Consider the following 26,910-nt stretch of genomic DNA (forward strand, 5'->3'; position numbering starts at 1 on the left):
CACACCTGGATGTTATGGTATGGAGTGGACTCGCGTTGAAGCATCTCAAACCCAATGTTCTGTCATGTTGAGCAAGCGAAGGGCCCCCAGGGCCCGAAGCGCGTCGAAAGATCTCCTCGGCGCTCAGCAGCTACTGGCAAACCAACAGCCCTGCCCAGTTCGTGGGAGATCTTTACTCACTACGTTCGTCAGTCGCTTCGCTCGTGTCAGGACACCGCACCTGCTAGACGCAGTTGCTCCGCTCAAGATGACATCATTAAGACGGGGGTGTTGCAACCCGAAGATTGACCTGTGACACAGCACTACTTAGCGGCCGCACACTGACTCGCTTTACGCCTCTGCCTTCTCCCGATAGAAATCCACCACCTTCCCAGCTTTGGCAGGCCCGACCACCTCGGCCAGGGCCTGCGCATCCGCCTGTTTTACCTGCTTCAGCGATCCAAATTCGCGGAGCAGCGCCTGAGCGGTCTTTTCGCCGATGCCGTGAATATCCAGAAGTTCAGAGCGTAGCGTCTTTTTCTTACGCCGCTTGCGCTGGTACGTGACGGCAAAGCGGTGGGCTTCGTTGCGCAGGTTCTGCAATAGCTTCAGCGACGGGTGGTCTTTGCCCAGGTAGAGCGGGTCGGGGTCGCCGGGTTGAAAGATTTCTTCGAGCCGTTTGGCAATGCCGATAACCGGAAACATGCCGTAGACATCCAACTCCTTGAGCACGTTTACGGTACTCGAGAGCTGTCCCTTGCCGCCATCCACCACGAGCAGATCGGGCCAGGGGCCGCCCTCCTTGACCATGCGTTTGTAGCGGCGGTGCACGACCTCGCGCATCGACTTGAAGTCGTCGGGCGTTCCGTCTTCCACAGAGCGGATCTTGTACGTACGGTATTCGCTCTTGCGTGGCGTGCCATTCAGGAAGACGACGCACGAGGCCACGGTTTCGGTGCCGCCCAGATGCGAAATGTCGATCCCGTCGATGCGCTTCGGCAGGTCGTCCATCTGAAGCGCCTGGCCTAGCTGCTTTACGGCTTCGGGGATGCGGTCGCGCTCGCGCTTCATACGCTGCAGCTTGTACTCGTTCACGAGCAGTTTGGCATTGGAGCACGCCATGCGCACCAGACTGGCTTTTTCTCCGCGCTGCGGCACGCGAATGGGCACCTGGCGTCCTTTTTTCTGGCGCAGGAGCTCCTCTAACGGCACGGTGTCCTGGGTGGGGTGCTCGTTGGGGTCAACGGCCAGGAGCACCTCGTTCGGGTAAAAATGGGCGGATGCGTAGTAGTCCTCAATCAGCGAAAGCATCAGCTCCTCATCCGTGCGGCCCTCAATCTGATGCAGGTACGTGTGGCGCCGGCCAATCATCTTGCCCTCGCGCACGCGGAAGAGCGTCCCGCAGCCCACGCCCTCGTCGCGATCGACATGGAGACCGAAGATATCGCGGTCCTCGAAGTCCTGGCTGACGATCTTCTGCTGTTCGGAATATGTCTCAAGCGCCTGAATCTGATCGCGCAGACGGGCGGCCTCTTCAAAGTCGAGGTTTGCCGACGCCGCCTCCATCTGCTCGTTGAGATGCGAGGTAAGCGCCTTCGTGTGCCCGTTTAGCAGCTGCTCCACCTGATCGATGGTCTCCTGGTAGTCCGCCTCCGACTGCTTACCCACGCACGGGCCCTGGCAGTTGTCGATGTGGTACTGCAGGCAGACTTCGTGCTTGCCTGCTTCGATCTTTTCTTTGGAGAGGTCGAGCTTGCAGGTGCGCAGCTGAAAGACCGACCGGATGGCATCCATCATCTGGTTGAGCTGCTTCACGTCGGTGTACGGACCGAAGTACTTCGACCCGTCATTGTGCACCGAGCGCGTTTTGAAGACGCGCGGGAAGCGCTCGTTCTTGATGCAGATGTACGGATAGGTCTTGTCATCGCGCAGGTTGACGTTGTAGCGCGGCTGCAGCTCTTTGATGAGGTTGTTTTCGAGGATGAGCGCCTCCACCTCCGTATCGGTCACGATCACCTCGATGTCGGCGATTTTCTTGATCATTACCGCAATGCGTCCCGAGCGCTTGCGTCCCTGCTGAAAGTACGAGCGCACGCGGGTCCGCAGGTTTTTGGCTTTGCCCACGTACAGCACAGAGCCCTTGTCGTCGAGGTGCTTATACACGCCGGGCTCGCGGGGCAGGTGGTCGAGCTTTTTCTGCAGGGCGTCGGTCATGGAGTAGAGGATGGTTCAACAAACGGTACATTTCCAAAACGGGTAGTTGGAGGGGGTTGATTCCGTTGGACTGTAGACGTTCTGCAACCGATATGACGCGGGCAACATCGGGGGTTCACGATTCGTACACAAATTGCACAGTGCTTCCCTCGATATGCAGACCGCATTGGCTATGAAAAAAGAACTGACTGTACAGGTGGATGAAGAAGTGATCGACCAGGCTGCAGCACATGCAGAAGCGCGTGGACTGTCGCTCGATGACCTGGTGATCCGCTACCTTGCTTCGCTGGCCTCGACTGCCGCGCACGACGAGCCTGATGACGAACTGCCGCCCATCACACGGCGTCTTGCCGGTTCTCTGAAAACCAAAGGAGATAATCGCTTTACAGGAGATCCCGACGCAGAAGGGCGCGTAGATGCTGATTTACGTGACGAATATCGACGTTATCTTGAGCGTAAGCACCGCTAAAATGATAATCCTTTTTGATACCAATGTGGTGCTTGATGTGCTTCTCGCTCGTGATCCCTATGTGAGAGAGGCAAGGGCATTGTTTGAGCATCTCGAACAAGGTCATCTAATAGGATTCATAACCAGTACAACGATTACCACGGTGTATTACGTAGGACGAAAGTCCGTGGGAGAGCAAACGATTCGTCGCCGGATCCAGGACTTGCTTGATCTCTTTTCAACGATACCTGTACCGGAGCCTGTGCTTCAGTCGGCGTTGGATCTCGCGTTTACCGACTTCGAAGACGCCGTGCTGCACGAGGCTGCCCGACAGGCAGATGCAGAGGGTATTGTGACGCGGAATGCACGCGACTTCACCGCCGCAATGCTTGATATCTACACCCCAACCGAGTTGCTGGATACGGTGCGTGGGGCATGACTCCATGTAAACGGGGCACGTTGATAACTATCGACGATGTGATGTTTCACAAAGCGGTCCTGATACCCCTCGACGGGTTACCGATAGTCAAGGTTTGATCAAAACAGCTTATTTTAAGACTAAATACTATTAAACATTGAACCGATGTGCAACGGTAGAGTATGCATGCTCCACACAGACTCCATTCATTTAGCGCTTCAAGACGTATGGCTACGATAGACCCCGCAACCCCAGTGGCTGATTTGGTGACTGCACAGCCGCGCTATGCACGTATTTTTGAGGAGCTTGGGATTGACTACTGTTGTGGTGGCGATCGGCCTCTTGCGGATGCGTGTACCGAGGCAGGACTGGAGCCAACGACTGTGTCTCGGATGTTAAAGGCACACTCCGCCGCGCAACATGCCTCTGCTTCTGAATCTGTTAGTGAGACTGATTGGAGTAAGGCCTCGCTCGCTGATTTGATCAATCACATTGAAAAAACGCATCATGCCTATTTGCGGGGCGAGTTGCCCCGGCTTGACGAACTGCTGACAAAAGTCGTTCATGTGCATGGAACCGATACACCGTGGCTGTATGAAGCCAAAGAGGTGTTTGACGCGCTTAAAGCAGAACTTCATGCTCATATGGAGAAAGAAGAGCAGGTAGTATTTCCGTACATCGAGGCGTTGGAAACAGGGAAGGCGGTTTCTGCCCCCGACGATTTTGGAGATGATCCGATTGAACTCATGGAGCACGAGCATGATGAGGCTGGCGATGCGCTTCGAACGCTTCAACGGTTGTCAAATGACTTCACCGTTCCCCGAAGTGCATGTGGTACGATGCGGGCAACCATCAACGGGTTGCGGCTGCTTCAAAAAGATATGTTTCAGCATGTCCACAAGGAAAACAACATTCTCTTTCCCCGTGCTCGTGCTTTAGGTCATTCGTAAAAGCTTGGCGGGGTTGGGTATCGGTTCAATGGTGAGTACCCTGACCGCAGGGACGACGTGCTTTTGGCATGCGGTTTTTGCGGCGTTTATCGATTGTTAAGCCGTTGAGTTGGTATCGGAACCGGGGGCAGCGTCCGATTTTGATTCTGAATCGGGAGCGGCATCGGAGGAGGCATCATCGACGGGTTCGGGCGCGGGGGTGCGTCCGTAGGCTTTGGTCCAGGTGGCCAAGCGTTCGAATGCCGGATCGTCAAGCAGATCGCTGGACATGCGCCAGGACCAGTTTCCGGTTTCTGTACCGGGGGTATTCATGCGTGCTTCTGAGCCGAGTCCTACGATGTCTTGCACCGGAAACACCACCCGGTCAATGGCCGAGGCCAGCAGCATGCGTTGGGCTGCATACGGTAGCGAGGGGGCCCTTTCAAGATCTAGGTACGTGTGGGCTCGCTCACGCTCGCCGGGTGTAGTGTCGTCATTCCACCAGCCCTGTAGGGTGTTGTTATCGTGTGTGCCCGTGTACATCACCATGTTTCGGGCCACGTTGTGTGGCAGAAAGTTGTTATGCGCATCCGTTTCGAAGGCAAATTGCAGCACCGCCATGCCGGGCAGTCCTACGGTATCGCGAAGCTCAAGTACCGAATCGGTGATGTCGCCCAAGTCTTCGGCGACCAGCGGGAGGGGGCCCAGTGCGTCGCGAATGGTATCGAAGAAGTTCTTTCCGGGGCCGTCGGCCCAGTGGCCGTCTACGGCGGTGTCGGCGTCGGCGGGTACGACCCAGTACGCATCAAACGCGCGGAAGTGGTCGATGCGAGCCAGGTCTACGCGATCGAGCAGGTGGGAAAGTCGCCGCTGCCACCATGCATAATCGGTCTTGGCCATGTCGTCCCACCGGTAAAGCGGGTTGCCCCACGTTTGGCCTTCTGGGCTAAAGTAATCGGGGGGCACGCCGGCAACAGCTTTTGGGGAGCCATCGGGATGCAGTTGAAACAGCTCTTGGTTGGCCCAGACATCGGCGCTATCGGGGGCTACGTAGATGGGGAGGTCGCCAAAGAGTTGAATATTGCGTCGCGTGCAATACGTGTGTAGGGCCTGCCATTGGCGGTGAAAGAGAAACTGCCAGAAGGTATGTTTGCGGCGGGCTGTGGCGTGCTCTGTGCGGGCTTGGGCAATGGCTTCTGCCTCGTAGCGGGCCAGCGGAGCAGGCCATTCGGTCCACGGCGCATCGTTATGCGCTGTGCGCAAGGCCATGTACAGGGTGTAATCGTCGAGCCAGTCGGCGGCGCGTTGGCTGAACTGATCTACGGCGGCGCGTTGGGTCGGGGTGGCGTTCTGTTCGAAGCGTTCAAAGGCGGTTGTAAGGGCTGCCCGCTTATGGGTATGCACGGCCGGCATATCCACCTGATCGGTAGGAAGGGCCTTCAGTGGAGCGACATCACTTGGGGTAAGCAACCCCTGTTCGAGCAGCGGTTCGGGGCTGATCAGCAGGGGGTTGCCCGCAAACGTAGAGCGGCTGCTGTAGGGAGACCCTGAGGGACCGGTTGGGCCCAGCGGCAGGATCTGCCACAGTTGCTGATTGGTGGCAGCGAGGTGGTCGGCAAAGTCGTACGCGCCAGATCCTAAATCTCCAATCCCGTACGGGCTGGGCAGAGAGGTGATATGGGCAAGGAGTCCGCTTTGGCGGGTAGACATAGGACAAGAGGAGACAGCTAAACGAATGGATTACGATGAGGTAGATCGAGGCAGGGGCAGCGCACGCGGAGCGTCTGAGGCGGTAAGCGGGGGCAAGCCGTTTTCGGGGAAGGCCGTTGGGGTACGTTTGGCTTCTGCGACCTTGGCCGTGTAGAGCGTATGGAATTGGTCGTACAGCGTATCGATGGATGTATCTGCCACGGGGGCTTCCACATCAATAATATCGGGGTAGGCAAAGGCGGATGCGCCTGCTGTATCCACAAACATGCTTTTTAGGCCCAGGCGGCGCTGTAATATGCTATCGGTAGCGTAGACCACTTGATAGCGATTGATGGGCATAATCCACAGGTAGTGCCGCAGCACGCCGCGGCGCACATACAGACCGTCGTGGCCAATGCGGTAGCGGTGGTAGTAGTAGTGCAGGTAGGCAGCTACACCAATCAGTGGGATGGTGAGCAGGGCCCACCAGGGCAGAGCCACGCCGTATGGATGCCACCATCCACTGGGCCAGAAGTACAGAGTGGGCGCGAGTCCAGCCAAGAGCACACCCAGGCGGCGAAAAAAGTGGCGGCGGATGGTTAAGGGCGAAACGCGGTCGAATGTTTCGGGGAGGTCGAACGGTTTTACACGCTCGGCTAATCGCATCACCGTATCCCAGCGAGCAAATGGTGCCACCATGCGCTGGCCTTGCTGGTCGGCATTCAGGCCCATCGTTTGCACTTCAAGGGAGTACCATCCGAAGTAGCGCATCAACGGGGTGGTTTGTACGATCATCACCTGCACCTTGGCAATGGGGATGGTGCCCTCGGTGAGGGTAAAGAGGCCATGACGCTTCCGTAGTTTGCCTTCTTCGGCCCAGAGGGTAAAGCCGTAGTAGCGACTAAGCGTGATGAGAATGCCCGAGAGCCACCCCAGCAGCGCCGCTACAACAACAGTTACCAGTCCGGTAAGGAGCGGCGAATCGTACATCGTATCCATAAACTGGTCGACGCGGCCCTCTGAGCGCAGCAGCCAGTTGGTGAGCGTCTCCGGATCTACAAACTGCAGAATCGAGAAGATAATAGCCAGATAGAAAAGCGAGAACCGAAAGGCGCCAGCCAGGAGCACGCGCGAGAGAGACATCGAAAAGAGCGTTTCGCGGTCGGCCTCGACGTCTTCGGGAGTGGCCTCAGTGGTCTGCTCGGCGCCGGTGGCGGCCCGCTGGTAGGCGCGCACGGCGGAGCGAATTTTGTGGGCCTGGTCGAGTTGGACGTACTCGATGCTGGCTTCGGTGGAGGCGCTCCCTGCGGTTTCAATGCGCACCTGAGCCAGGTTCATGAGGCGTGCCAAGAGCCGCTGCTCAATCTCAACATTCTGAATGCGCTCAATCGGGATGCTCCGATTCTGTCGGTTGATCACGCCGCTCTGTATGATAATTTGCTGCGGGGTGATGCGGTAGCTAAATCGCAAATACTGAAGCACAATCGCCGGAACAGCAATCACGCCGTAGAGAAGGGAAAAGAAGAGCGGCAGCCATGCACTAGAATCGGGATTCGTTAACGTGGGCAACAGCAGAATTGCCAGCGCAGGAAGCGTGGCAATGAATCGCAGCACCAACGTGCCCGGGTGCAGCTTCTGCGGTTCGCGTACAAATCCATGCGGGGCGTTTTCCGGGGACGACGCCTCTTCCGGAGACGCACCAGCTGTAGCGGATGAAGGGCCGGGATCCGAATGAGGGGTAGAGGAAGGCATAATCGGAACAGACGACGAAGGCGAGGTAGGAGCAGTGAAACAGGGTTACAACACGTCTTCGGTCAGCGGATCGTTAAGAATATACTGCTTTACGTCGTCGCGAATGCGCTCCGCGGTGGCCAACGGAAGCCCGGGAATAACAACATCACTAGAGCGCGTACCTGCCGTATGGATAACCAGGCGTCCCAGGTCGTACTCTCGTTCAAACAAGTTTTGCGATACATCGAGGTGTTGGATGCGCCGCAGGGGAACGACGGTACGCACATGTGTGAGCACACCGTATTCAAGAAGCAATTCGTCGTCGTGCAGGGCGTATCCCCAGGCACGGTAGCGCAGCCGAGGCCACACCATGATGTACGTGGTAAGAACCAGCGCGCTTCCGCCAACCAGGCTTCCTATGAACAGGAAGCTGGCTCCAGAAAATAGTTGCGTCAAGGCGTAAAAGAGAACCCCCATAAAGAGGATTACGCCCACCAATGCAAGCTTGATGCGCCACACCGACTGTACCGACGGATCAAGCGCCTGAAGCGTACGGGTGGGGAGCAAGGGGCGGGATGAAAGTAGAGAGGCGGACGAGGCCATAAGGGAGCCGTTTAGGAACGATACCAAAAGCGATACTCATAGCAGTTCGACCCTCGTAGGTTTCGGGCGCGACCACAGATTGTTTATGCCAGAGTATTTTCCAGTCTCCGCATATTGGTTTTGACAACGCGGGAAAGAAAGGGATGATTTAGAAGAGGTGTTCAACAGCAAGTGTAGGAGGCACCATCCAGGTACAGAGAGGGCACGATGCGCCAAAAGCGTATACTCAATAAGGGAGATGAATGAACAAATAGATTAAAAACAGTATACCATATACTTCGTTTCGGGCGCACTGTAAAACCTCTTTATTGTTGACTGTGAGTGTATAATTTGCTACTTTGCAAAAACAAGCAATAAAACATAGTTTGATCAGCCGCTTCACCAATGCTTTTCGACTGAGGGTCGTGAAGGCTGTCTGTGCTGGTGAACTGAAAGCCCCGTGTGATTTGTGAGGGTACATATCCAAAAGCACAAATCGGGGTGCGCTTAAGGCGCAGCATGCTTCGTTCTAAAGCGATATTGGGACCTATCCTGAAAGAAGTGGGACGAATAAAGAAGCGTTTCCCAGCGAGATTCGTGTTATTAGAACGCGGTTTGAAGAAGTCAACCATAAAAACGGGTTCATGCTCTTACGCACAAGTGGGTACTAACGCGTATGTCAGGGTTACATCTGTGGTCAAAAACAAAAACGCTCCATTGGGGAGAACGCTCCGTGTCGTCCTGTGAATGCACATCATGTCAATGCCAAAGACAGGAGTCACTGGGGGCCATTGCAAAAGAGAAGATACAGTCAGCGTGTCGTGTATGGTCGAGGGATGGTGAAACGAACGCGAGATCAAGTCGAAGTGGCATGCTCATGCTTTCGGGGACGCTCTTCATTCTCGTATTAATCCCCGTGCTGCAAATGGAGACGTATGCAACTATCGGACGGATTATGCTCTATGGTGGAGGTGCCCTCCTCGTTGGAGTCCTGCTTTGGTGGATGGTGCGTCAGCTAAAAAAACGTAACGAGCGACTGGAGCATCTTGTTGAGCAGCGTACCGCTCGTGTGCAAACGCAAGCACGTCAACTAGCGATGTACAATGCCGAATTGATGCGTAGCAACCAGGAGCTCCAGGAAACAGCCGAGGAAAAATCTAAAGTGCTCGGTGTGGCAGCGCACGACGTAAAGAATGCGCTGTTTGGTATTCAGGCGCTCACTGCAGTGATGCTCGAAGAAGACACCTCGACCGATAAATCCATGACCCATCGCATTTCCATCATGCATGATTCAGCGAGCGAGGCTCTAGACACGATCAATAACCTGCTCAAGTCAGAGGCGAGCAGTGTGCATGGAACGTATGAGCACGAACGCGTCAATATCACCTCGTTGGCCGAAATGGTCACGCATAGCTTTTGGGCCCAGGCGGAGCAGAAGGAGCAAACCGTTACATGCTTTGTGCCCCCCCAAGACCTTTACGTGAATGGTGACAAAAACCGATTGCGTGAGGCGATAAGCAACCTGGTAAGCAACGCCGTAAAGTATGCGCCACTGGGTAGCGACATTCGTATGGACGTTACCTGCACCGATGCCAACGTACAGGTAGCCGTAAGCGATGAGGGGCCTGGGCTCGGCGACCATGAGCAACAGGGGCTCTTTCAGCCATTTAAACGCCTCTCAGCAGAGCCTACGGGAGGCGAGCCCTCATCGGGGTTGGGACTTTACATCGTAAAGCAGGTGGCCGAACGGCACAACGGAACGGTTCAGGTAGACTCGAATCCGGGAGAAGGCAGCACCTTCACTCTTGTGTTGCCACGCTCAGATTGTGCCGAGCATGAAACAAACGAACCATCCTCTATCCCGTCGAGCACAACGCGCGAACTGCAATCATAGCTGCAGGTAAATGGCCATCCCTTTTCAGATGCTTGATTTACGCATAGTGTTATGGATGTGTCGTCGCCCCTGTCAGTTAGTATTGTAGGATGCGGATGGGCGGGGCTCCCGCTTGGACGCGCACTGGCACAAGCTGGGCATACGGTGCGTGGAAGCACCACGCGATCCGAGCGTACAGATGTGCTTAAACAGGCAGGTATTGAGCCATTCGTCACCCGACTCACTCCGGGCCCTACTCCTTCGGTCGCCGATCTTTTTGCCAGTGATGTGCTTGTGTGTACAGTTCCACCGGGGCGATCCAACGCAACAGATGATGTATCTAAAGAAGTCTATCAGGCTCAGGTCAGCGCGCTCATAGACACTGCGCAGGCGCACAACGTCCCTTATGTCGTATATTTGAGTTCGACGGGCGTTTACCCGCCTACCAATGGCCCCGTAACCGAAGATGCATTCGATCCACGCACTCCCGAGGCGTACCCCCCGCCGAAGCGCCCTACGGCCCAATCCGTGCGGGCCGCCGAGCACATTGTACACGCTGCATATCCCACAGCATCGTTGCTTGTGCGTTTGGGCGGACTGTTCGGGCCGGGGCGGCATCCTGGACGGTTTATCGCTGGCCGTACCGATGTGGCTCGTCCCCATGCGCCGGTCAACATGGTGCATCAGACTGATGTGGTAGGCGCTGTACAACATCTCATCACCCGGCAAGCAACCGGTCCGGTCAATGTGGTGGCTCCAGATCACCCAACCCGTCAAGCATTTTATATTGCGGCTGCAGCATCGTACGACGGCGCGCCCCCCACATTTGCAGAACCAGAAGGCGGAGCCGGCAAACGCGTCATGAGCACCAAGCTTACGACAACGCACGAATACACCTTCACCTATCCCGACCCTATCGAAGCGCTTGATGCGCTGGCTGCGTAGGGGGAGGGGCGCAGAACGTGCAAGAAACGAGCGGTGTAACGTTCTCTGTAAACACGATCACAAAAGAGCCGACTGCTTTCATTTGTGCACAATCCTACCGTTTGTGTACACCCCAATCTGATCACCGCTTCCATACACGACCTACTTATGGCTACAACAACCCGTTCGAACTCGTCCTCTGCCCGCCTTCGATGTACCGATGTGGCCACCCTACCGCGCCGCTTTCGTACCGTGCGGGCTCGTACGGAGCGGTTTTGCGAGCCGCTGCACACCGAAGACTTTGTGGTACAAACCGTAGAGCACGTAAGCCCCACAAAGTGGCATCTGGCACACACCAGCTGGTTTTTTGAAACGTTTGTATTAGAGCCGCATCTCGACGGATTTGAACCGCTCGATGAGCAGTATGCCTATCTGTTCAACTCGTACTACATCCAGGCAGGCGAGCGCCACTGCCGCGACCGACGCGGCTACATTTCGCGTCCAACCGTAGAAGAGATCTTTGCTTACCGCACGTTTATCGACGAGCAGGTACAGGTGCTGCTGGCACAAGCAAGCGCCAAGCAGATGGAAGACATTGCGCCGCTTGTCGAGCTGGGCATTCACCACGAGCAGCAGCATCAAGAGCTCATGGTGACGGACATGAAGCACGTCCTGTCGGTCAATCCCTTGCGTCCGGCATATCGCGACGACCTGTCCAACGCACAGCCTGATACCGCGTTGCCCTTAGACTGGGTCGCGTTTGACGAGGGCTTGTACGAAATCGGCTACAACGGCGAGGGCTTTCACTACGACAACGAAACGCCCCGTCACCGCACCTACCTGCAGCCCTTTGCGCTATCCAACCGCCTGGTTACCAACCGCGAATATCTCGAGTTTATGGACGACGGGGGATATGAACGCCCCGAGCTGTGGCTCTCAGCCGGATGGGCAACGGTACAAGAGAAAAATTGGACCGAACCGTACTATTGGGAGAAGCACGACGGGCAGTGGTACGTGTATACGCTTGGGGGGATGCGCCCTGTAAATCTGGATGCGCCCGTATGTCACCTCAGCTACTTTGAGGCGGAGGCGTTTGCCCGCTGGGCCGATGCCCGCTTACCCACTGAAGCCGAGTGGGAAATCGCCGCTGAAGGGCTGCCGATAGAAGGCACCTTCGTTGAGGATGAGGCCTACCATCCACAGGCGGTGTCGGCCGATGCCGAGGGGCATGTCCCAACACAAGGCACAGGCGGCACGTTGCATCAGATGTATGGCGATGTGTGGGAGTGGACGCAAAGTCACTATTCGCCGTATCCAGGCTACGAGCCGCTCCCGGGGGCCATCGGAGAATACAACGGCAAGTTTATGTGCGGACAGTTCGTGTTGCGTGGCGGTTCGTGTGCGACGTCTGAAACACACATCCGACCCACCTATCGAAACTTCTTTCACCCGGATGAGGCCTGGCAGTTTATGGGATTACGCCTGGCGCGATCGCTCTAACTCGCACAGTGCGTTGAGAATCTGATGTTCTCCGTTCTCATAGCCCCCCCTTGTATGATACCGCTCCACATGTCCATGGCCTCTGAAACCCTTACCCCTGGGGTTCACCCGCTTACCGATTGCCATCCGAGTACCGATTCGTTTCGTTCTGATGTGCTCCATGGGCTGCAGCAGTCGCTCAAGCAACTGCCCTCCAAGTATTTATACGATGAGCGCGGCTCGCAGCTTTTTGATGCAATCTGTGAGCTGGATGCCTACTATCCCACGCGAACAGAAATGAGCATCATGCAAACACACCGGGCCGCCATTGCTGCCGAGGTGGGCACGCAGACAGCCGTAGTTGAGTATGGCAGCGGAAGCAGCACCAAAACCCGCATCCTGCTTGAGGCGCTTGACGATGTAGCTGCATACGTGCCGGTGGATATTGCACGCGAACACTTGCAAGATGCCGCGGAGCGCATCGCCGACACCTTCCCGGCTCTGCCGGTGTATCCCGTGTGTGCGGATTACAACGCGGACGTTCCCATCCCTATTCCAGCAGGTCACTACACGCGGGTGCTGGCCTACTACCCGGGCTCTACCATTGGGAATTTTCAGCGTGAGGATGCCCGCGCTTTTTTAGAACGCATGGCAACGCTTGTGGGGCCCAATGGCGCGGTGCTGATTGGCGTAGACCTCAAAAAAGATCCCGACCGTCTCCGCCATGCCTACAACGATCCTGAAGGGGTAACGGCTGCGTTCAACAAAAACGTGTTGCGTCGTATCAACCGAGAATTAGGAGCCGACTTTCAGCTGGATCGCTTTCGCCATGAGGGGCGGTGGGTGCCCGAGCACGGTCGCATTGAGATGCATCTGGTGAGCACCGAAGCGCATTCGGTTCACATTGGCGAGGAGACGATATCGTTTGAGCGCGGCGAATCCATTTGTACCGAGTACTCGCACAAGTACACGATCGAAGAAAGTGCTACATTGGCCGCTGAAGCCGGTCTATCGGTGCAAACGGTATGGACTGATCCAGAACGGCTCTTCAGCGTGCAATACGCCGTGCCGCATCCTAAGAAGCAGGAATAGCACGCTTCATAAATGCCGGCGGGCGGGCCGCATGAAACCCGCGATGCCAGCATTCTTTCGACTCGTACACATTTTTCCACAGACCCATTATAGCTTATGGCCACCGTATTTGCAGTCGGTATCGAGATCGACAATCAAGACGACACGCCCCGCTGGGGGTTGACGATCATTGAGCGTACGGAGGAGCAAGAACGGGCCTCGTTTGTCGTACACCGAACCAAAGAAGAACCGCTTAACGGCACGCCCGAAGACGCGGCGGCGAACGTACAAAAGCAAATTGCCGAAGACCCATTCACGGCTCGCTCGTCGGTCATCGTTCGCGTAGACCATGAGGCCGGAGAAGCCCTTGCCGATGCATTGAACGATCTTGGACTGCGCCCGGTGCGCGTGCGCGTTCGTACAGATGCCCAGGGCGCTACTCCGGGCGCCGAAGGAGAGGCGGTGCTGGATGCTCGTGAAGAGGCTGTTGCGCTCAGCGAGGCGCACCGCACAGGAACGCTGCGCTTTGACCACCGCAGCACCGAAGGCACGGCCAACCTGGCACGGCGTCTGAGCCTGATGGTTGACGACACCGATGATGGCCAACCGCAGGTTAAAGCCGACGATCTGCAGGTTCAGGGCATCAGCGCATTGCTTGCGCACTGGTGGGTTACTGAACAGGTAACAGACCCCACTGAACGGCTCCGCGCCGACCTCCCGGGCACCGAGCAAGCGATATAACTAAACCGTTGGCCGTTGTTTCAACGGCAAACTCACCGGTATTCCATACAGTATGGAGCGGCGACGCTGGTTTTCAGCGTCGCCGTTCTGTACACTATCGAGTCCGGTTCACGACTATTTGTTCACTTTTAGCCTGCCGCGTTATGCATCATCCCTGGCACGACATTTCCGTCGGTCCCGACGCTCCCGACATTATTCAAGTCATCATTGAAATCCCGCAAGGCGGGAAAGTCAAATATGAGATGGATAAACAGAGTGGGATGCTTCGTGTAGACCGCATGCTGTACTCCTCTGTTGTTTATCCGGCCAACTATGGGTTTATCCCCCAGTCGTTTGCCGACGACGATGATCCTCTCGATGTGTTGGTGCTTGCGCAAGAGGCTGTTGACCCGCTCTGCATCCTGCGCGCTCGTCCCATTGGGATGATGGGAATGGTCGATGATGGACAGAATGATGAGAAGATCATCTGCATCCATGTGGATGACCCTGCCTTTAACGATTACTACGACATCGACGATTTGCCCGAGCACCGACTGCGCGAGTTGAAGCGCTTCTTTCAGGATTACAAAAAGCTGGAAGACAAAGAGGTGCTGGTGCAAGACTTTTCCAATGCCGACTCTGCGAAGGAGGCCGTGTTACATAGCCTTGAACAGTACAAGGAAAAACACTTCGATCGCACAGGCTCTGTGGCGTAACTCTCGCCTCTCCGTTTTGGAAGGCGCAATCCGTTACGACGACATTGTCGAATACCAGAAAAAGCCTGTGCTGCCCGAGCACAGGCTTTTGGTATGCAGGGATGCACGTCCAGCAGCACGATACACCCAGTCCATTTGGGTTTGAGGCAGAGACGGTATTTTTTGAGAGTGCCGTTGGACTCCGTACCAACCTGGATACATGGCATCCTGAAGCGCCCACATGGGTCGAGCGGCTGCACGTCAAGGCCGAAGCCCAATGGCTGCACAGTGGCAGCACGCGCGATCAACTCTGGATTGAAGCCGCGCCCGGCGTAGCGGTGTTGCAAGGCCCATCGACGATGGGCTTGCACCTGACTATTGCTGTTGCCGTGGCGGGCGACCTACGCACCACCGTCCGCCCCGGAATTGGGCTGGAGGTGTTGTTGTGGTAGGTACCACCACTCCGCTGGCTGTCTCACGCCGCCACCACATCCCGATCGGCGATGTGGTCCATGATCTTTTCGGCGTGGAAGCGGCCGTTCTCGATGAACCAGCGGCTCGTGTCGCAGCCGCCGCAGATGGTGCCCGCCAGGTAGAGCCCCTCGCGATTCGTCTCGAACGTCTCGCCCTCTTCGTCGTGCACCGGCGTGCGGGCGTCGTCGTTGCGGATCGCCACGCCCATCGCCTCCAAAAGCGCGTAGTTCGGCTTGTAGCCAATCAGTGGCAGCACGAAGTCGTTCGCGATAGCCTTGGGCCCCTCGGGCGTATCCATCTCCACCGTGTCGTCGGTGATCGCCGTTACCTCACTCTCAAAGTGCGCCGTGATCGAGCCCTCCTTGATGCGGTTTTGCAGGTCGGGCTTGATCCAGTACTTCACGCCCTCGTCGAGCGCCGCGTCGCGGATGATCATCGTCACGTTCGCGTCGGTGCGGTGGCAGGCCAGCGCGGCTTTGGCGGCAGAGTTGCCCCCGCCCACAATCGCCACGTCTTGCAGCGCGTACGGGTACGGCTCCTTGAAGTAGTGACTTACCTTGTCCATCTCCTCGCCCGGCACGCCCAGCCGGTTCGGAATATCGTAGAAGCCCGTAGCCACCACCACATTGCGGGTGCGGTGCGTGCCCTGTTCGGTGACGACCGTGTAGTTCTGCGGCGTCCCCTCCAGATCGGTAACCCGCTCGTAGAGGTGGATGTCCAGCTCCTCGGCCACCGCCACACGGCGATAGTAGTCCAGCGCATCCTCGCGGCGGGGCTTGTAGTCGCGCGTTGCGAACGGATAGCCGCCAATCTCCAGCGGACGCGGCGTCGAGAAGAACTCCATGCGCGTGGGATAGCCAATAAACGAGTTGCAGAGCGCCCCCTTGTCGATGATGCGCGCCGAAAGCCCGCGGCGCTGGGCCGCAATGCCACACGCGAGTCCAACCGGACCCGCTCCAATGATGATGACGTCGTGCATAACGAGGTGGGCTGGTTGGTTTGCGAGGGAGTACATGTGCATCTACGAGATTGAAGGCGCAGGGTGAGCATGCAGTTTCAAGGCCGCCTGAGGCGTTGCGAGCCTGGCACATCCGTACGCACCCCTCAAAAAACATGTGTTAACACACGCATAGCGCAATCTTCGTTCTGGTTTCAGGGGGATGCAGAGCGCTGTAAGATTGTTGAAACAGCGATACGAACAGGGCACTTCTCAGGCCATGCGGGGTAGGGTGCCGTGGTTCGCATACTGATCTTCTTGACCAACACCCATCGCCCATGACACTGCTCTCGACTTACGACCTCGGGCCGCTTACGCTGCCGAACCGCGTGATCATGGCGCCCATGACGCGCAACCGTGCCGCCGGTGACTCGGGTACGGTGCCGACCGATATGATGGCGACCTACTACACGCAGCGCGCCTCGGCGGGGCTCATCGTCACCGAAGCCACGCAGGTCACGCCGCGTGGACAGGGCTACCCGAACACGCCGGGCATTCATAGCGAGGAGCAGATTGCAGCCTGGCGGCGCATCACCGACGCGGTGCACGAATCCGACGGACGCATCTTCAACCAGCTGTGGCATGTGGGGCGTATCTCGCACGGGTCGTACCACGATGGCGCCAAGCCGGTGGCGCCCTCGGCCATTGCCGCCGATGGCGATGCGATGACCGCCTCGTTCGAGATGGAGCCGTTTCCGACGCCACATGCGCTCTCGACCGATGAGGTGCGTGAGGTGGTACAGCAGTACCGCCACGGCGCCGCCTCGGCCCGCGAAGCCGGCTTCGACGGAGTCGAGATTCACGCTGCCAATGGCTACCTGATCGACCAGTTCATCCAGAGCGGCACCAACAAGCGCACCGATCGCTACGGCGGCGCGCTCGACGACCGCCTGCGCTTCCTGCGTGAGGTGGTAGAGGCGGTGCTGCAGGAATGGGAGGCCGACCGCGTGGGCGTGCGCCTGTCGCCCGGCGGCAGCTTCAACGACATGCACGACGACGCCCCGATCCAGACGTTTGGGCGCGCCGGTGAGGTCTTGAGCGAGTACGGTCTGACGTACCTGCACACCGTCGAGAACGAGTTCGCCACCGGCGAGACCGCTTCGTCGCTCATGCGCCAGGCCTACGACGGCACCCACATCGTCTGCGGCGGCTACGACCGCGCATCTGGCGAGGAGGCCCTGCAGGAAGAGCGCGCCGACCTCGTGGCCTACGCCAAGCTCTTTCTGTCGAACCCGGATCTGCCGGAACGTTTCGCCCAGAACGCGCCCCTCAACGAGTGGGACCAGAGTACCTTCTACGGCGGCGATGCCGAAGGCTACATCGACTACCCCACGCTGGAGGAAGCCGAGGAGCAGGAAGCCGCCGCGTGATGCGTCTCGGTTTCGCCCTCAATGGCACAACTGAACAAGACCACACGCCTCGATCCATGCCGGGTCGGGGCGTTTTCCCGTGTGAGGGCGTGTGGCGGTGGCATGCGCTGGGAGATCGAGCCCGACGAATTAGACAAGACGATCGTGCAGACAGCAGTTTGATTTTGAGTGCAGACAGATCGCATGCCCGCTCCATGCATTAACATCTACACGCAGTTTATTTCCGTACAGATGCTGCCTATGCAGATGCCATCCATACACCCGCCTGAACCCGCTGCGCACCATGACGACAGAGCACCCGAGGTCGACGTTGCCATCATTGGAACGGGCTTTGCTGGACTCGGCGCGGCCATTCGGCTCATGCAGGAAGGCATGACCGACCTTGTCGTGTTTGAGCGCGCAGACGAGGTGGGCGGCGTCTGGCGCGAGAATCACTATCCGGGCTGCGCCTGCGACACCGCTTCGCATCTCTACTCGTTCTCTTTTGCACCAAAGGCCGACTGGAGCCGGCGCTTCGCCGGGCGCGACGAGATCTTCGACTACCTGAAAGCGTGCGCAACGCAGTTCGGCGTGCGCCCGCACATCCGGTTCGGGCATGCGGTGCGCAGCGCGGCGTGGGACGAAGAGGTGCTCCGCTGGCGCATCGAGACGTCGGAGGGTGCCTACACGGCGCGGACGCTCATCTGCGGTCTGGGCGCCCATTCACAGCCCCGCATTCCCGACCTGCCGGGGCAGGAGCGCTTCGAAGGCGAGGCGTTTCACTCAGCCAACTGGCCCGAAGGCTTCGACCCGTCCGGGCGCCGTGTCGCCGTCGTTGGAACGGGCGCTTCGGCCGTGCAGCTCGTACCGGCGCTGCAGCCCCACGTTGAGCAGTTGACGCTCTTTCAGCGCACGCCGGCGTGGGTGGTCCCGCACGGCGACCGAGAGATTTCGGGAGCGGTCCACGACCTGTTTCGGCGCGTGCCGGTGCTGATGCAGATGTGGCGTGCGGTGCTGCATCTTCTCCGCGAAGCCTCCGGATGGCTCTTCTGGGACCAGCGCGTCGCCCGCCTGGCCGAGCCGTTCGTGCGGTACTGGATGCGGAGCCAGATTTCGGATTCCGACCTGCGCGAGGCGCTCATTCCCGACTACCGGCTCGGCTGCAAGCGCATCCTGCACTCCGACACCTACCTCACCGCCCTGTCCGAACCGAACGTCACCGTCGTCGACGGCGCAGCGCGCGAGGTGCATTCCAGAGGCGTGTCCGGGCCGGTGGAGCCGCACGATGTCGACGTGATCGTCTACTGCACGGGGTTTCAGTCAACGACGATGCCGTTTAGCCGCAGCATCTACGGACGGGAGGGGCAGGCGCTGGCGGCGACCTGGGGCGATTCGCCGCGGGCGCACCTGGGCACGACCGTGGCGGGGTATCCGAACCTGTTCCTGCTGCGCGGCCCGAACACCGGGCTCGGACACAACTCCATTTTGCCGATGATCGAGGCGCAGATCGAGCACATCCTGGGTGCGTTGCGGTACATGAATACAACGGAGACCGCCACCGTGGAGCCGCGCGCCGCCGCACAGGCCCGCTTCGTGCGCCAGGTCGACCGCTGGTCGGAGGGCACCGTCTGGACCGACGGTGGGTGCCGCAGCTGGTACCTCGACGCCTCGGGCCGCAACGCCGTGCTGTGGCCCCGCTCCGTCGCCGCCTTCCACCGCCGCGTCACCGACTTCAATCCAGCAGAGTATGCCACGCTGCTGTCGCCTACGAGAGGGCCTAATGCAAGAGACGAAGAGGTTAGCCGGGGAGTGGACGTGCAGGGAGCTGCCGTATAACGCTGAGGCGTATTTCAGCGACTTTCCGGGCTTCCGTGATGCAATCGCTCACCAGAAAGAGCGGAAGCGCAGCACCCCGACCGCAGAGAAAGAGTCCCCTTGAGTTGCCAGGAGTCAACGGGCCGACTATATTGTCGGAGGAGGTCGCTTCTCACCGGTCGTATCTCCTGAATCCAGTCATCGAAATCCGTGACGGCAAAACACGCGAACCGCCCTCGGCCCTGGCTTTACCTGCTTGGCGTTGTTGGGTGGACCTGGACGTTCCTCGGCATTGTTGCTATCAGCGGCCAGCCGTGGCTCTCTTTTCCGATGGTCCTCTGTACGTTGCTGGGCGGAGTGGGGCCGATTATCGTACCGGGGCTGCTCATTACAGCCGGATACTGGGATTCCTCGCTGGACCGAACAGCTGGCGACTTTTTTCGTCGTGCTTTCGACCCACGCACGGTGCCCTGGCGCTGGTATGGATGGATAGGCGTCTTGCTGTTGGCCATGAACGCCATCCCGTTGCTGCTGCATCCTGCTACGTTTCAACTCGATGGCGTCCTGTCGATGGGGCCTCTTCTTTTTCTGCTCATCGGCTTCGTCTTCGGGGCTCTCGAAGAGCCCGGGTGGCGAGGATACGCCCAGGAAGGCCTACAACGCCAGATGTCCGTGGTGGCAGCCAGCCTGGTCATTGGATTCTTCTGGGCGATCTGGCACCTGCCGCTCTTTATGATTGAGCACACTTACCAGAATCAGTTGGGCATAGGTACACCGGCCTTTTGGAGCTTCCACCTGGCTATCCTCATAAGCTCGCCCCTGTATGCCTGGCTGTACACCATGACCGACCGCGCAATTTTTGCTCCGCTCCTCTTCCACGGCCTGGGCAACGTGGTGGGCGAACTGACGGTCGATGCGCCTCCCCTCGCCATGCTGGGAGGAACAGCCTTGCTGACGCTGGGGATTGTCGTGGCCTACTGGTCGGTTATGGGCACTCATTGTAAGCATGTCGCACCTGAAAAAAGCGCGGGGCCCCACGCATCGGGCGAGCAAGACAGACGGTAACTCATAGCAAAGCCCCGACCAGCTTGCTTCTGCTGACCGGGGCGATATGCTTTGCGCAGGGAGGCGCGACGTCAGTTCACCTCACAGTCGGCTTCTGCGTTGTTTTCGAAACTATTCACACCGCAGATATCCGTGTTGGCATCGCTGTCGCCGTGGACCCACACGCCATATTCGGCGCTGGTACGTAGCACGCTGTTGGTAACATTCATCTCGCCCTCGTTGGCTCCGCTGCCGATGATGACATCCCCAGCAGGCGCGCCCACGAAGTCGTCACCACCACCGTATTCAACGGTTACCCAGTCGAGCAGATTATCGGAATTTCTCGACTCCACAAAAATGCCGTTCCACCAGCCCACCGTTTCCGTGGTCCCCGTAAAGAGAATCGGTTCCTCTTCGGTGCCATCGGCGACGAGGCCGCCATCGGTGCCGAGTTCAATGCCGGTGTCCTCTTCAAACTCAAGCGTTGTGCCAGGCGCAATTGTGAGTGTGATGTCCTGGATCTCAACCGTTCTGGTTTCGATTCGGTACGGGACGTTCAGGCGTTCCCAGGTCACATTTTCGCTGTCGAGCTGTGCAATGCGGTCGCGCGCGACAACGTAGTCGTTGGTGTTACCCGTGTAGTTCGACCCGCTGTCTAGCTGATGCACCTTGTTGTATCCGATCCCAACTGGCGCTGCCCCATTGCTCGTCAGGATGTTATTCTGAAAGCTGGACAGATCTCCGTTGCGCCGTACCCAGAGTCCGTCGGTGGCGCTATGACGCAGCACGCTATTGGTGATGCTGACGGAGGCGCCATCGCTCCCTCCGGTGGCCACAACAACATTCCCCGATTCAGCGCCGACGAAGTCATCGCCCCCGCCGTACTCAACAGTGACGTGGTTGAGCACGTTATCCGGGTTTTGTGAGGACCGTACGTAGATGCCATTCCACCAGCCCGGTGTTTCTTCGGTACCAGTGAAGAGAATGGGAGCCGCTTCGTTGCCGTCGGCAATGAGCGCGCTGTTTGAGCGGAGCTCAACGTGACTATCTTCCTCAAACTCAAGTGTTGTGCCGGGTGCGATCACAAAATCCACATCGCGCACTTCGATCTCGCTGGTCCCAACCCGATACGGCACGTCCAGGTTGTCCCACTGCACATCGGTATCTTCAATGGTGTCTCCCGACCGGGCATAGACGTATTCCTCGCTGTTGCCGGTGTAGGTGGAGCCATCGCCTAAGAGATGGACGTTGTTGTATCCCACGGCAGCAGGGGCTTGCTCATTTTGCGTAAGGGTGTTTCCTTCGAAGTTCGGCAGGTCTCCGTTGCTGCGCACCCACAGTCCATCGCTTCCGCTCTGCCGCATCGTACTGTTGGTGATGCTGATGGACGCGCTGTTCGTTCCATGCCCTACGACTACGTTTCCGGGAGCGGCGCCCGTGAAGTCTTCTCCCCCGCCATACTCAACCGTCACCCAGTTCAGCAGATTATCATCATTCTCAGAGGAGCGGACAAAAATGCCGTTCCACGATCCAGGCGTTTCTTCGGTTCCGGTCATGAGAATTGGGTCGGATTCGGTGCCATCGGCAACCAATCCGCCGCTGGATCGGAGTTCGAATCCGGTATCGTTCTCAAACTCGATAGTGGTGCCGGGCTCCACGGTGAGAAGCGCCCGCAAGTCCACCTCGTCGGTAACCACGTACAGCGTGTCGGAGTAGAGCGTCCGGTCCGCGGTGATGTCGTCGGAAATCTCTACGATGGACAGGGAGGTCTCTGCATCAATCGCCTCGGTAGCTGTGTCGATGGCTCCATCGGCGGAGACTTCGAGGGCCACGTCGTACGTTCCTTCGACATCTGCCTCGAAGGTCGTTGTCTCTGCTGAAGGATCGTCGACAACGGCGTTGCTACCGTCGGGGGGGGTGAGCGTCCAGTCAAAGGACAGCGCACCGGTATTCTCACCCGACGAACTGCTTCCGTCAAGGGTCACCTCTTCACCCACCTCTGGACTTGCAGGTGCAATCGTAAACGAGGCGGTCACCTCGGGGTCAGGGTCAGGTTCCGGTTCGGGACTGACAGGGTCGTCGTCGCATCCTACAAGCACAAGCGCACAGGCAAGCGCTGCAGGTAGCAGAAACGTTCGAACGGATAGAAACGAGGAGAGATTGGCATACAACATAACGGCTTAGTAACTACAAAAAAGAGTAACGCGCAAATAGGCCACAGCGCGAGGCATGGCTTGGTTATTCAGACTGCGCTGCTAAAATGCTGTGCGCTTAGCAAAATGTCGGCGCACGGTATGTATGATGACGAGTTGCTCAATGGTACATGCGCAAGACGTACCCTGTATGCGGACACGTGTGTCGTGCGCAAGTAGCTATCTTTCTGAAGTTTACAGCTGCTTCAACATGTGGTCTGTGTCAAAGCAGTAGCTGCGGTAGCGGTTCAATGGTAAATGACTGTCATATGGGTTATGTCATCGCAGTCCGTTCAACCCCCTGTCTTCGAGCTTCGCCGCAGGTGTGATCCTGTGGACATCTCCCCCTTGGCTAAGGCTAGTCTATGCACACAACCTGAGATGGTGATAATCGTTGACGATCGCTTGCCTGTTCTGAACTCGATTTAGGATCTGGATGACATTCGAGGGGGTGGCATTTGAGGTGAAAGGGAGCTTTCGTCTCCCAGCACCGTCTCCCCGACACGTCATCCTGAACTTGATTCAGGATCCATTCCCCCGACTATTCCCCCGAGAAGACGTCCAGATGGGTTCTTTTTGTGGGTTCTTTTTGTGGAGGCCAACAGTCTCTCATTGAACAGACGGTGGGGAAGTCAAATTTTCCATCAACGAAATATCAGAGAGAAAGTTATGTGTAAGGACTAGGGCCAAGGAGGAGAAACCCGACACGAGCCCGGAGAGCGACTGATGGAGCGAAGCGGAATAAGGGAGAGGGGGTTCGAAGAAGACGAAGTTGCGGTGTCCAATCACCTTATCACTTAGCCTCTATCCACTACTGTAATTTTTTGTCATGCACCACTGCTCAAAGTACCGATACCATTCAGGTGTGTCGTCGCAACACCCTGGAAATCAATCATTTTCGAGGGCCTCAAAGTAGCGGCGGATGAGCGTTTCGTACTCGGCGCTGTAGCCACCTTCCAGTGCGTCAATCAGGGCCTGGCGTAGGGCTTCTGTGGCTTCATGCGGGGGGAGTTCATCCGGCGAGGGGCGACGCTCAATGTCGCCGGGCCGGTCGCCCTGGCGGTCGTCGCTTTGGCCTTGCGCTTGCAGGGCCCGTTGCGCATCCAACATACGAGAGAGGATGCGCTGTTGCCGGTCGAGTAGGTCGCGTTCGTTTCGTGGGTTTTCGAGGTCGCGGAGCGATTCCTCCATCGCATCAGCAATGTCGTCTAGGTCGCCCAGCATCTGGTCGGCGGCGTCCTCTTCGCTCATCGCACGCATCGCTTCCTGCAACCGCTCTTGCTCGGCAGCAATTTGCTCGCGGCGCGCCTCTTCGTCTACGCTCAAGCGCTCGCCAGCCACGTTCTCGAGGTGTTCTTGCAGTTCACGGTTAAGCGCCTGCTGGTCGCCCGACATTTCTTGCATCTGCTGAATCATCTGATCCATCGACATGCCGCCGCCCTCACCGCCGCCTTCACCTTCCATCTGGTCGAGTAGCTGCGACAGCAGCAAGGCCAACTCGTTGAGGACCGTCATGGCGTCGGTTTGCTGCGGGCGCGCCTGGTCGCCTTCGCGATCGTCAAGGTGTTGCACGGCTTGCTGCATGGCGTTGAGACCCGCTCCCAGCCGTTCGCGCACCACCTGCCGCAGTTGAGGCGTGTTGCGTGCAGCTGCCGAAAGCGAGTCGCCCACCGATTCTAATCCGGTGCGTAGATTGTTTTGGGTGCGCATAAGGGTGCGCAGTTCAGCGGCATCATCGGCAAACTGGCTGACTTCATTGCGCAGGGCTTCTTGCTCTTTTGAAAGCCAAAGCGTGTTTTCGAGGGCGTACCAGATGGCGTTCACGTTCATCTGGGATTGGGCCTGGTCCATCTCTGCTTGCATCTGCCCGAGCGATTCAGACATATCGGCAAGCTGATCGCCTGCTTGTTGCTGAGCATCCTGTGCAGACGACCAATCTTGCTGCTGAAGCGCCTCGGCGGCAGCCTCCATCTGTTCTTGAATGTCGCCCTGTTCAAGCTGCTCTTGCAGGTCGTCGTAGGAATCGGTGGGGGCGTTGGGTGTGTCGGCCAGGTCCTCAGCAAAGTCGTCGAGCGCTTCCTGCAGTGCCTCCATCTCGGCACGGGCATCTTCTTGGCGGCGCTGCAGCGCCTCAGAATCGGGCGCCTCGTCGGCGTCTTGGGCGGCGGCTTCGGTATCGGATTGGAGATCGCCTTGCTGCTCGCCCAACTGGTCGGCACGATCGGTCATCTCATCCAGCTTCTGCTGGGTGCGCAGACGCTTGAAGAGCTCCATGGCACGCTCCAGGCGTTCCTGGTAGTCGGCGAGTTCATCTTCCACATCCCCCATGGACTGCTGCATATCGCCAAAGTCGAGCTCCTCCATGGCCTCTTGCAGTTGCCGCAGCGCATCCTGTAGATCGGGATTGTCGATCTCCTGAATCACGTCTTGCAGCTCCTGATACATCTGCTGCGTCTCCTCGCGCGCCAGACCGTCGCGCTCCATCTGCCGGGTGGACTCCTCCAGACGCTGCGCTGCCTCGTCGATTTGTTGGCTCATTTCTTCTTGCTGTTCGCGCAGCCGCTGCGCCTCTTCGCGGTCTTCCCACGAAGCGTCTTGCGTGCGGCGGACCTCGTCGCGAAGTTGCTCAAACTGTTGTTGCAGGGCAGACGACCGCTCGTTTACGGCATCGAGAGCCGACTGCGTATCGTCCTGGGAGCGGTCGAGGTCGGCGTAGCGGTCCGCGGCGGTGGGCATGCGCAGGCGCTGCCGATTGGTTTCGGCGGACTTAAAGCCGGCGACTGCGTCGTTATCCCACACCTCGGCGTAGTATTCGACTTCGTCGCCCGGAAGCAGGTCGAGCCCGGTGTCTTGCAGAAGCAGCCAGGTGTGTTCAACACGCTGGTCGGTATCGTAGGGAGCGTCGATGGGGATGTCGAACGACTCGAAGGAGACGTCCTCATCCGATTCCCCCCCGTAGTGAGGCCGATAGTGGATGCGCAGTTGAGAGAACCCGAAGTCGTCGCGGATGCGCAGATCCAGTTCAGTGGTGCGGTCGCTTTCGAGCGTCGTCATGGGGTCGGGGGCCTCAAACGAAATGCGTGGAGGCTCGTCCGGACGCACCTCTACCCGATGTTGAATTGGGGCGGGGTTGGGGATCCCCTCTTCATTTTGGATGTGGATCTGGTATGTGGTGGGTTGCTCTACAGTGAAGCGGGCCGATGCGCTATCGGCAGCCACCGTCATGGGGCGGTCGGCGGTGCCTTCGAATTGCAGCGCAGCTTCGGTGATGGGGCCTCCGCCAAGCGTGGCCTGTACGTGCACTTCGCTCCCCGGCAGGGCGGTCACATCGCCTGTGTTGGCTGGGAGCGACTCGGGAGTCTGATTGGTGTACGCAGGGGGATGCACGGTCACGTTCAGGCGGCGCACCTGCGGACGGGCCGCTACATCGACATCGTACGTGGTGGACTGCACCTCAGCCGTGCGTACGCGATAAGAAAACGACGACCGTATGTTCGAGAGCGCAGCCGTCCACGTATGCGAGTCGTCTTGGCTCATCCGGTGTTCGCGCACCCCGTCGGGCGTATCCATCTCGACAACGACCTCCGACGGTGGTTCGCCCATCTGATCGGTAATGTGTGCTTCCACCGTGAAGTCATCGCCCTCCACCAGTTCCGCGGATCCAGGGGCGACCTGCAACACGTACGGGGCGGGCCGCTCAAAGGCTGTGCCGGGCGAAAAGAGGCGCGCCGAGGCATCCGAAAAGAGCGCCACCGGACCAGCCACGATGAGCGCGGTTGCCAGTACGGGCACGGCCAGCCAGGGGGCGGCCCGGCGCACGCGGTCGGTGTCGACAAGGGCGTCGAAGGGTTCAGGATCGAGTTGGGCAGCAAGTTGTTGTACCGCGGCATGGCGTACGGCTGGAGGTGACGCACTGGCGCGCCCCTCCTCTAGCTGAAACAGCGCCACGAGGCGATCGGCAATGGCGGGGGTGGATGCTCCTACCGTGCGGGCCAGACGCTCATCGCTGGGCAACGGCCATATGCCCAGGCTCTGCAGTAACGGGGGGAACACGGTGTGTCCCAAGTAGAGGCCAGCGCCTGCGGCTCCGGAAGATAGCACCACGATACGAACCGGGGGCGGCATCCAGAGCCAGGCTTCCAGCGCCACAATGAGCGCACATAGCGCCCCACTGCCTACGAGTCCCCAGAAAAATGCTGCAGCCGCCTGCATGCGAGCATCGCGCCGATACATGCGTCGCAAGCGCTGCCGCAACGAAGCCACTGAAACCGCCGAAGACTCCATACT

At 58.4% G+C, this 26,910-nt stretch carries 20 protein-coding genes; 13 read left to right on the top strand and 7 right to left on the bottom strand.

Annotation, left to right across the window (positions count from 1 at the left end):
* Positions 1-330: 330 nt before the first annotated feature.
* Complete coding sequence (gene uvrC / locus ACZ5AL_RS04815) at positions 331-2,193, bottom strand: excinuclease ABC subunit UvrC (protein ID WP_464512541.1); 1,863 nt, start codon at positions 2,191-2,193, stop codon at positions 331-333.
* Between the two features lie 172 nt (positions 2,194-2,365).
* Between uvrC and ACZ5AL_RS04820 the strand changes: the two genes are divergently transcribed.
* The 3 genes from ACZ5AL_RS04820 to ric all read left to right on the top strand — a co-directional run bounded on the left by ACZ5AL_RS04820 (position 2,366) and on the right by ric (position 4,009).
* Positions 2,366-2,662, top strand: a complete 297-nt coding sequence (locus ACZ5AL_RS04820; protein WP_464512542.1) for a DUF6364 family protein — start codon at positions 2,366-2,368, stop codon at positions 2,660-2,662.
* 1 nt (position 2,663) lies between these two features.
* Positions 2,664-3,080, top strand: coding sequence for a PIN domain-containing protein (locus ACZ5AL_RS04825; protein ID WP_464512544.1), 417 nt, complete (start codon positions 2,664-2,666; stop codon positions 3,078-3,080).
* Positions 3,081-3,286: 206 nt separating this feature from the next.
* On the top strand, positions 3,287-4,009 hold the full coding sequence (gene ric / locus ACZ5AL_RS04830; RefSeq protein ID WP_464512545.1) for an iron-sulfur cluster repair di-iron protein: 723 nt from the start codon (positions 3,287-3,289) through the stop codon (positions 4,007-4,009).
* Between the two features lie 96 nt (positions 4,010-4,105).
* On the opposite strand, the gene malQ is transcribed toward ric, so the two are convergent.
* Genes malQ through ACZ5AL_RS04845 form a run of 3 tightly spaced genes read right to left on the bottom strand, consistent with a single transcriptional unit; the run spans position 4,106 to position 8,011 of the window.
* Positions 4,106-5,698, bottom strand: coding sequence for a 4-alpha-glucanotransferase (gene malQ, locus ACZ5AL_RS04835; protein WP_464512546.1), 1,593 nt, complete (start codon positions 5,696-5,698; stop codon positions 4,106-4,108).
* A 30-nt stretch (positions 5,699-5,728) separates the two neighbouring features.
* On the bottom strand, positions 5,729-7,429 hold the full coding sequence (locus tag ACZ5AL_RS04840) for a PH domain-containing protein (protein WP_464512547.1): 1,701 nt from the start codon (positions 7,427-7,429) through the stop codon (positions 5,729-5,731).
* 45 nt (positions 7,430-7,474) lie between these two features.
* Entirely contained in the window at positions 7,475-8,011 is a 537-nt protein-coding gene (locus tag ACZ5AL_RS04845) for a PH domain-containing protein (protein ID WP_464512549.1), read from the bottom strand.
* An 850-nt stretch (positions 8,012-8,861) separates the two neighbouring features.
* Here ACZ5AL_RS04845 and ACZ5AL_RS04850 point away from each other — a divergent pair.
* The 7 genes from ACZ5AL_RS04850 (at position 8,862) to ACZ5AL_RS04880 (ending at position 15,204) form a co-directional block, all read left to right on the top strand.
* Complete coding sequence (locus ACZ5AL_RS04850; RefSeq protein WP_464512550.1) at positions 8,862-9,884, top strand: sensor histidine kinase; 1,023 nt, start codon at positions 8,862-8,864, stop codon at positions 9,882-9,884.
* A gap of 51 nt (positions 9,885-9,935) precedes the next feature.
* Positions 9,936-10,808 carry an SDR family oxidoreductase gene (locus ACZ5AL_RS04855; protein ID WP_464512551.1) on the top strand — a complete coding sequence of 291 codons (873 nt, stop codon included), beginning with the start codon at positions 9,936-9,938 and terminating at the stop codon, positions 10,806-10,808.
* A gap of 147 nt (positions 10,809-10,955) precedes the next feature.
* Positions 10,956-12,287, top strand: a complete 1,332-nt coding sequence (gene egtB, locus ACZ5AL_RS04860; RefSeq protein ID WP_464512553.1) for an ergothioneine biosynthesis protein EgtB — start codon at positions 10,956-10,958, stop codon at positions 12,285-12,287.
* Positions 12,288-12,362: 75 nt separating this feature from the next.
* Positions 12,363-13,358 carry an L-histidine N(alpha)-methyltransferase gene (gene egtD / locus ACZ5AL_RS04865; protein WP_464512554.1) on the top strand — a complete coding sequence of 332 codons (996 nt, stop codon included), beginning with the start codon at positions 12,363-12,365 and terminating at the stop codon, positions 13,356-13,358.
* A gap of 96 nt (positions 13,359-13,454) precedes the next feature.
* On the top strand, positions 13,455-14,078 hold the full coding sequence (locus ACZ5AL_RS04870) for a hypothetical protein (RefSeq protein WP_464512555.1): 624 nt from the start codon (positions 13,455-13,457) through the stop codon (positions 14,076-14,078).
* 143 nt (positions 14,079-14,221) lie between these two features.
* Positions 14,222-14,773 (top strand): inorganic diphosphatase, encoded by a 552-nt coding sequence (locus ACZ5AL_RS04875; RefSeq protein ID WP_464512557.1) that lies wholly within the window; start codon positions 14,222-14,224, stop codon positions 14,771-14,773.
* Between the two features lie 101 nt (positions 14,774-14,874).
* A complete protein-coding gene (locus ACZ5AL_RS04880) occupies positions 14,875-15,204 on the top strand; it encodes a hypothetical protein (RefSeq protein WP_464512558.1) in 330 nt (109 codons plus the stop codon).
* A 23-nt stretch (positions 15,205-15,227) separates the two neighbouring features.
* Here ACZ5AL_RS04880 and ACZ5AL_RS04885 read toward each other — a convergent pair whose 3' ends face one another.
* The gene (locus tag ACZ5AL_RS04885) at positions 15,228-16,205 is read right to left on the bottom strand and encodes a YpdA family putative bacillithiol disulfide reductase (protein ID WP_464513270.1); all 978 of its coding nucleotides are present in this window, start codon (positions 16,203-16,205) and stop codon (positions 15,228-15,230) included.
* Positions 16,206-16,501: 296 nt separating this feature from the next.
* Here ACZ5AL_RS04885 and ACZ5AL_RS04890 point away from each other — a divergent pair, with 296 nt between their 5' ends.
* The 3 genes from ACZ5AL_RS04890 (at position 16,502) to ACZ5AL_RS04900 (ending at position 20,452) form a co-directional block, all read left to right on the top strand.
* The gene (locus ACZ5AL_RS04890) at positions 16,502-17,593 is read left to right on the top strand and encodes an alkene reductase (protein WP_464512559.1); all 1,092 of its coding nucleotides are present in this window, start codon (positions 16,502-16,504) and stop codon (positions 17,591-17,593) included.
* A gap of 183 nt (positions 17,594-17,776) precedes the next feature.
* Entirely contained in the window at positions 17,777-19,408 is a 1,632-nt protein-coding gene (locus ACZ5AL_RS04895; RefSeq protein ID WP_464512561.1) for a flavin-containing monooxygenase, read from the top strand.
* 189 nt (positions 19,409-19,597) lie between these two features.
* Entirely contained in the window at positions 19,598-20,452 is an 855-nt protein-coding gene (locus ACZ5AL_RS04900) for a CPBP family intramembrane glutamic endopeptidase (RefSeq protein ID WP_464512562.1), read from the top strand.
* A gap of 71 nt (positions 20,453-20,523) precedes the next feature.
* On the opposite strand, the gene ACZ5AL_RS04905 is transcribed toward ACZ5AL_RS04900, so the two are convergent.
* The gene (locus ACZ5AL_RS04905) at positions 20,524-22,605 is read right to left on the bottom strand and encodes a hypothetical protein (protein ID WP_464512563.1); all 2,082 of its coding nucleotides are present in this window, start codon (positions 22,603-22,605) and stop codon (positions 20,524-20,526) included.
* A 906-nt stretch (positions 22,606-23,511) separates the two neighbouring features.
* Positions 23,512-26,907: a DUF4175 family protein gene (locus ACZ5AL_RS04910; RefSeq protein WP_464512565.1), complete on the bottom strand. Its 3,396-nt coding sequence runs from the start codon at positions 26,905-26,907 to the stop codon at positions 23,512-23,514.
* Positions 26,908-26,910: the final 3 nt, after the last annotated feature.

The organism is Natronotalea proteinilytica, assembly GCF_055379935.1.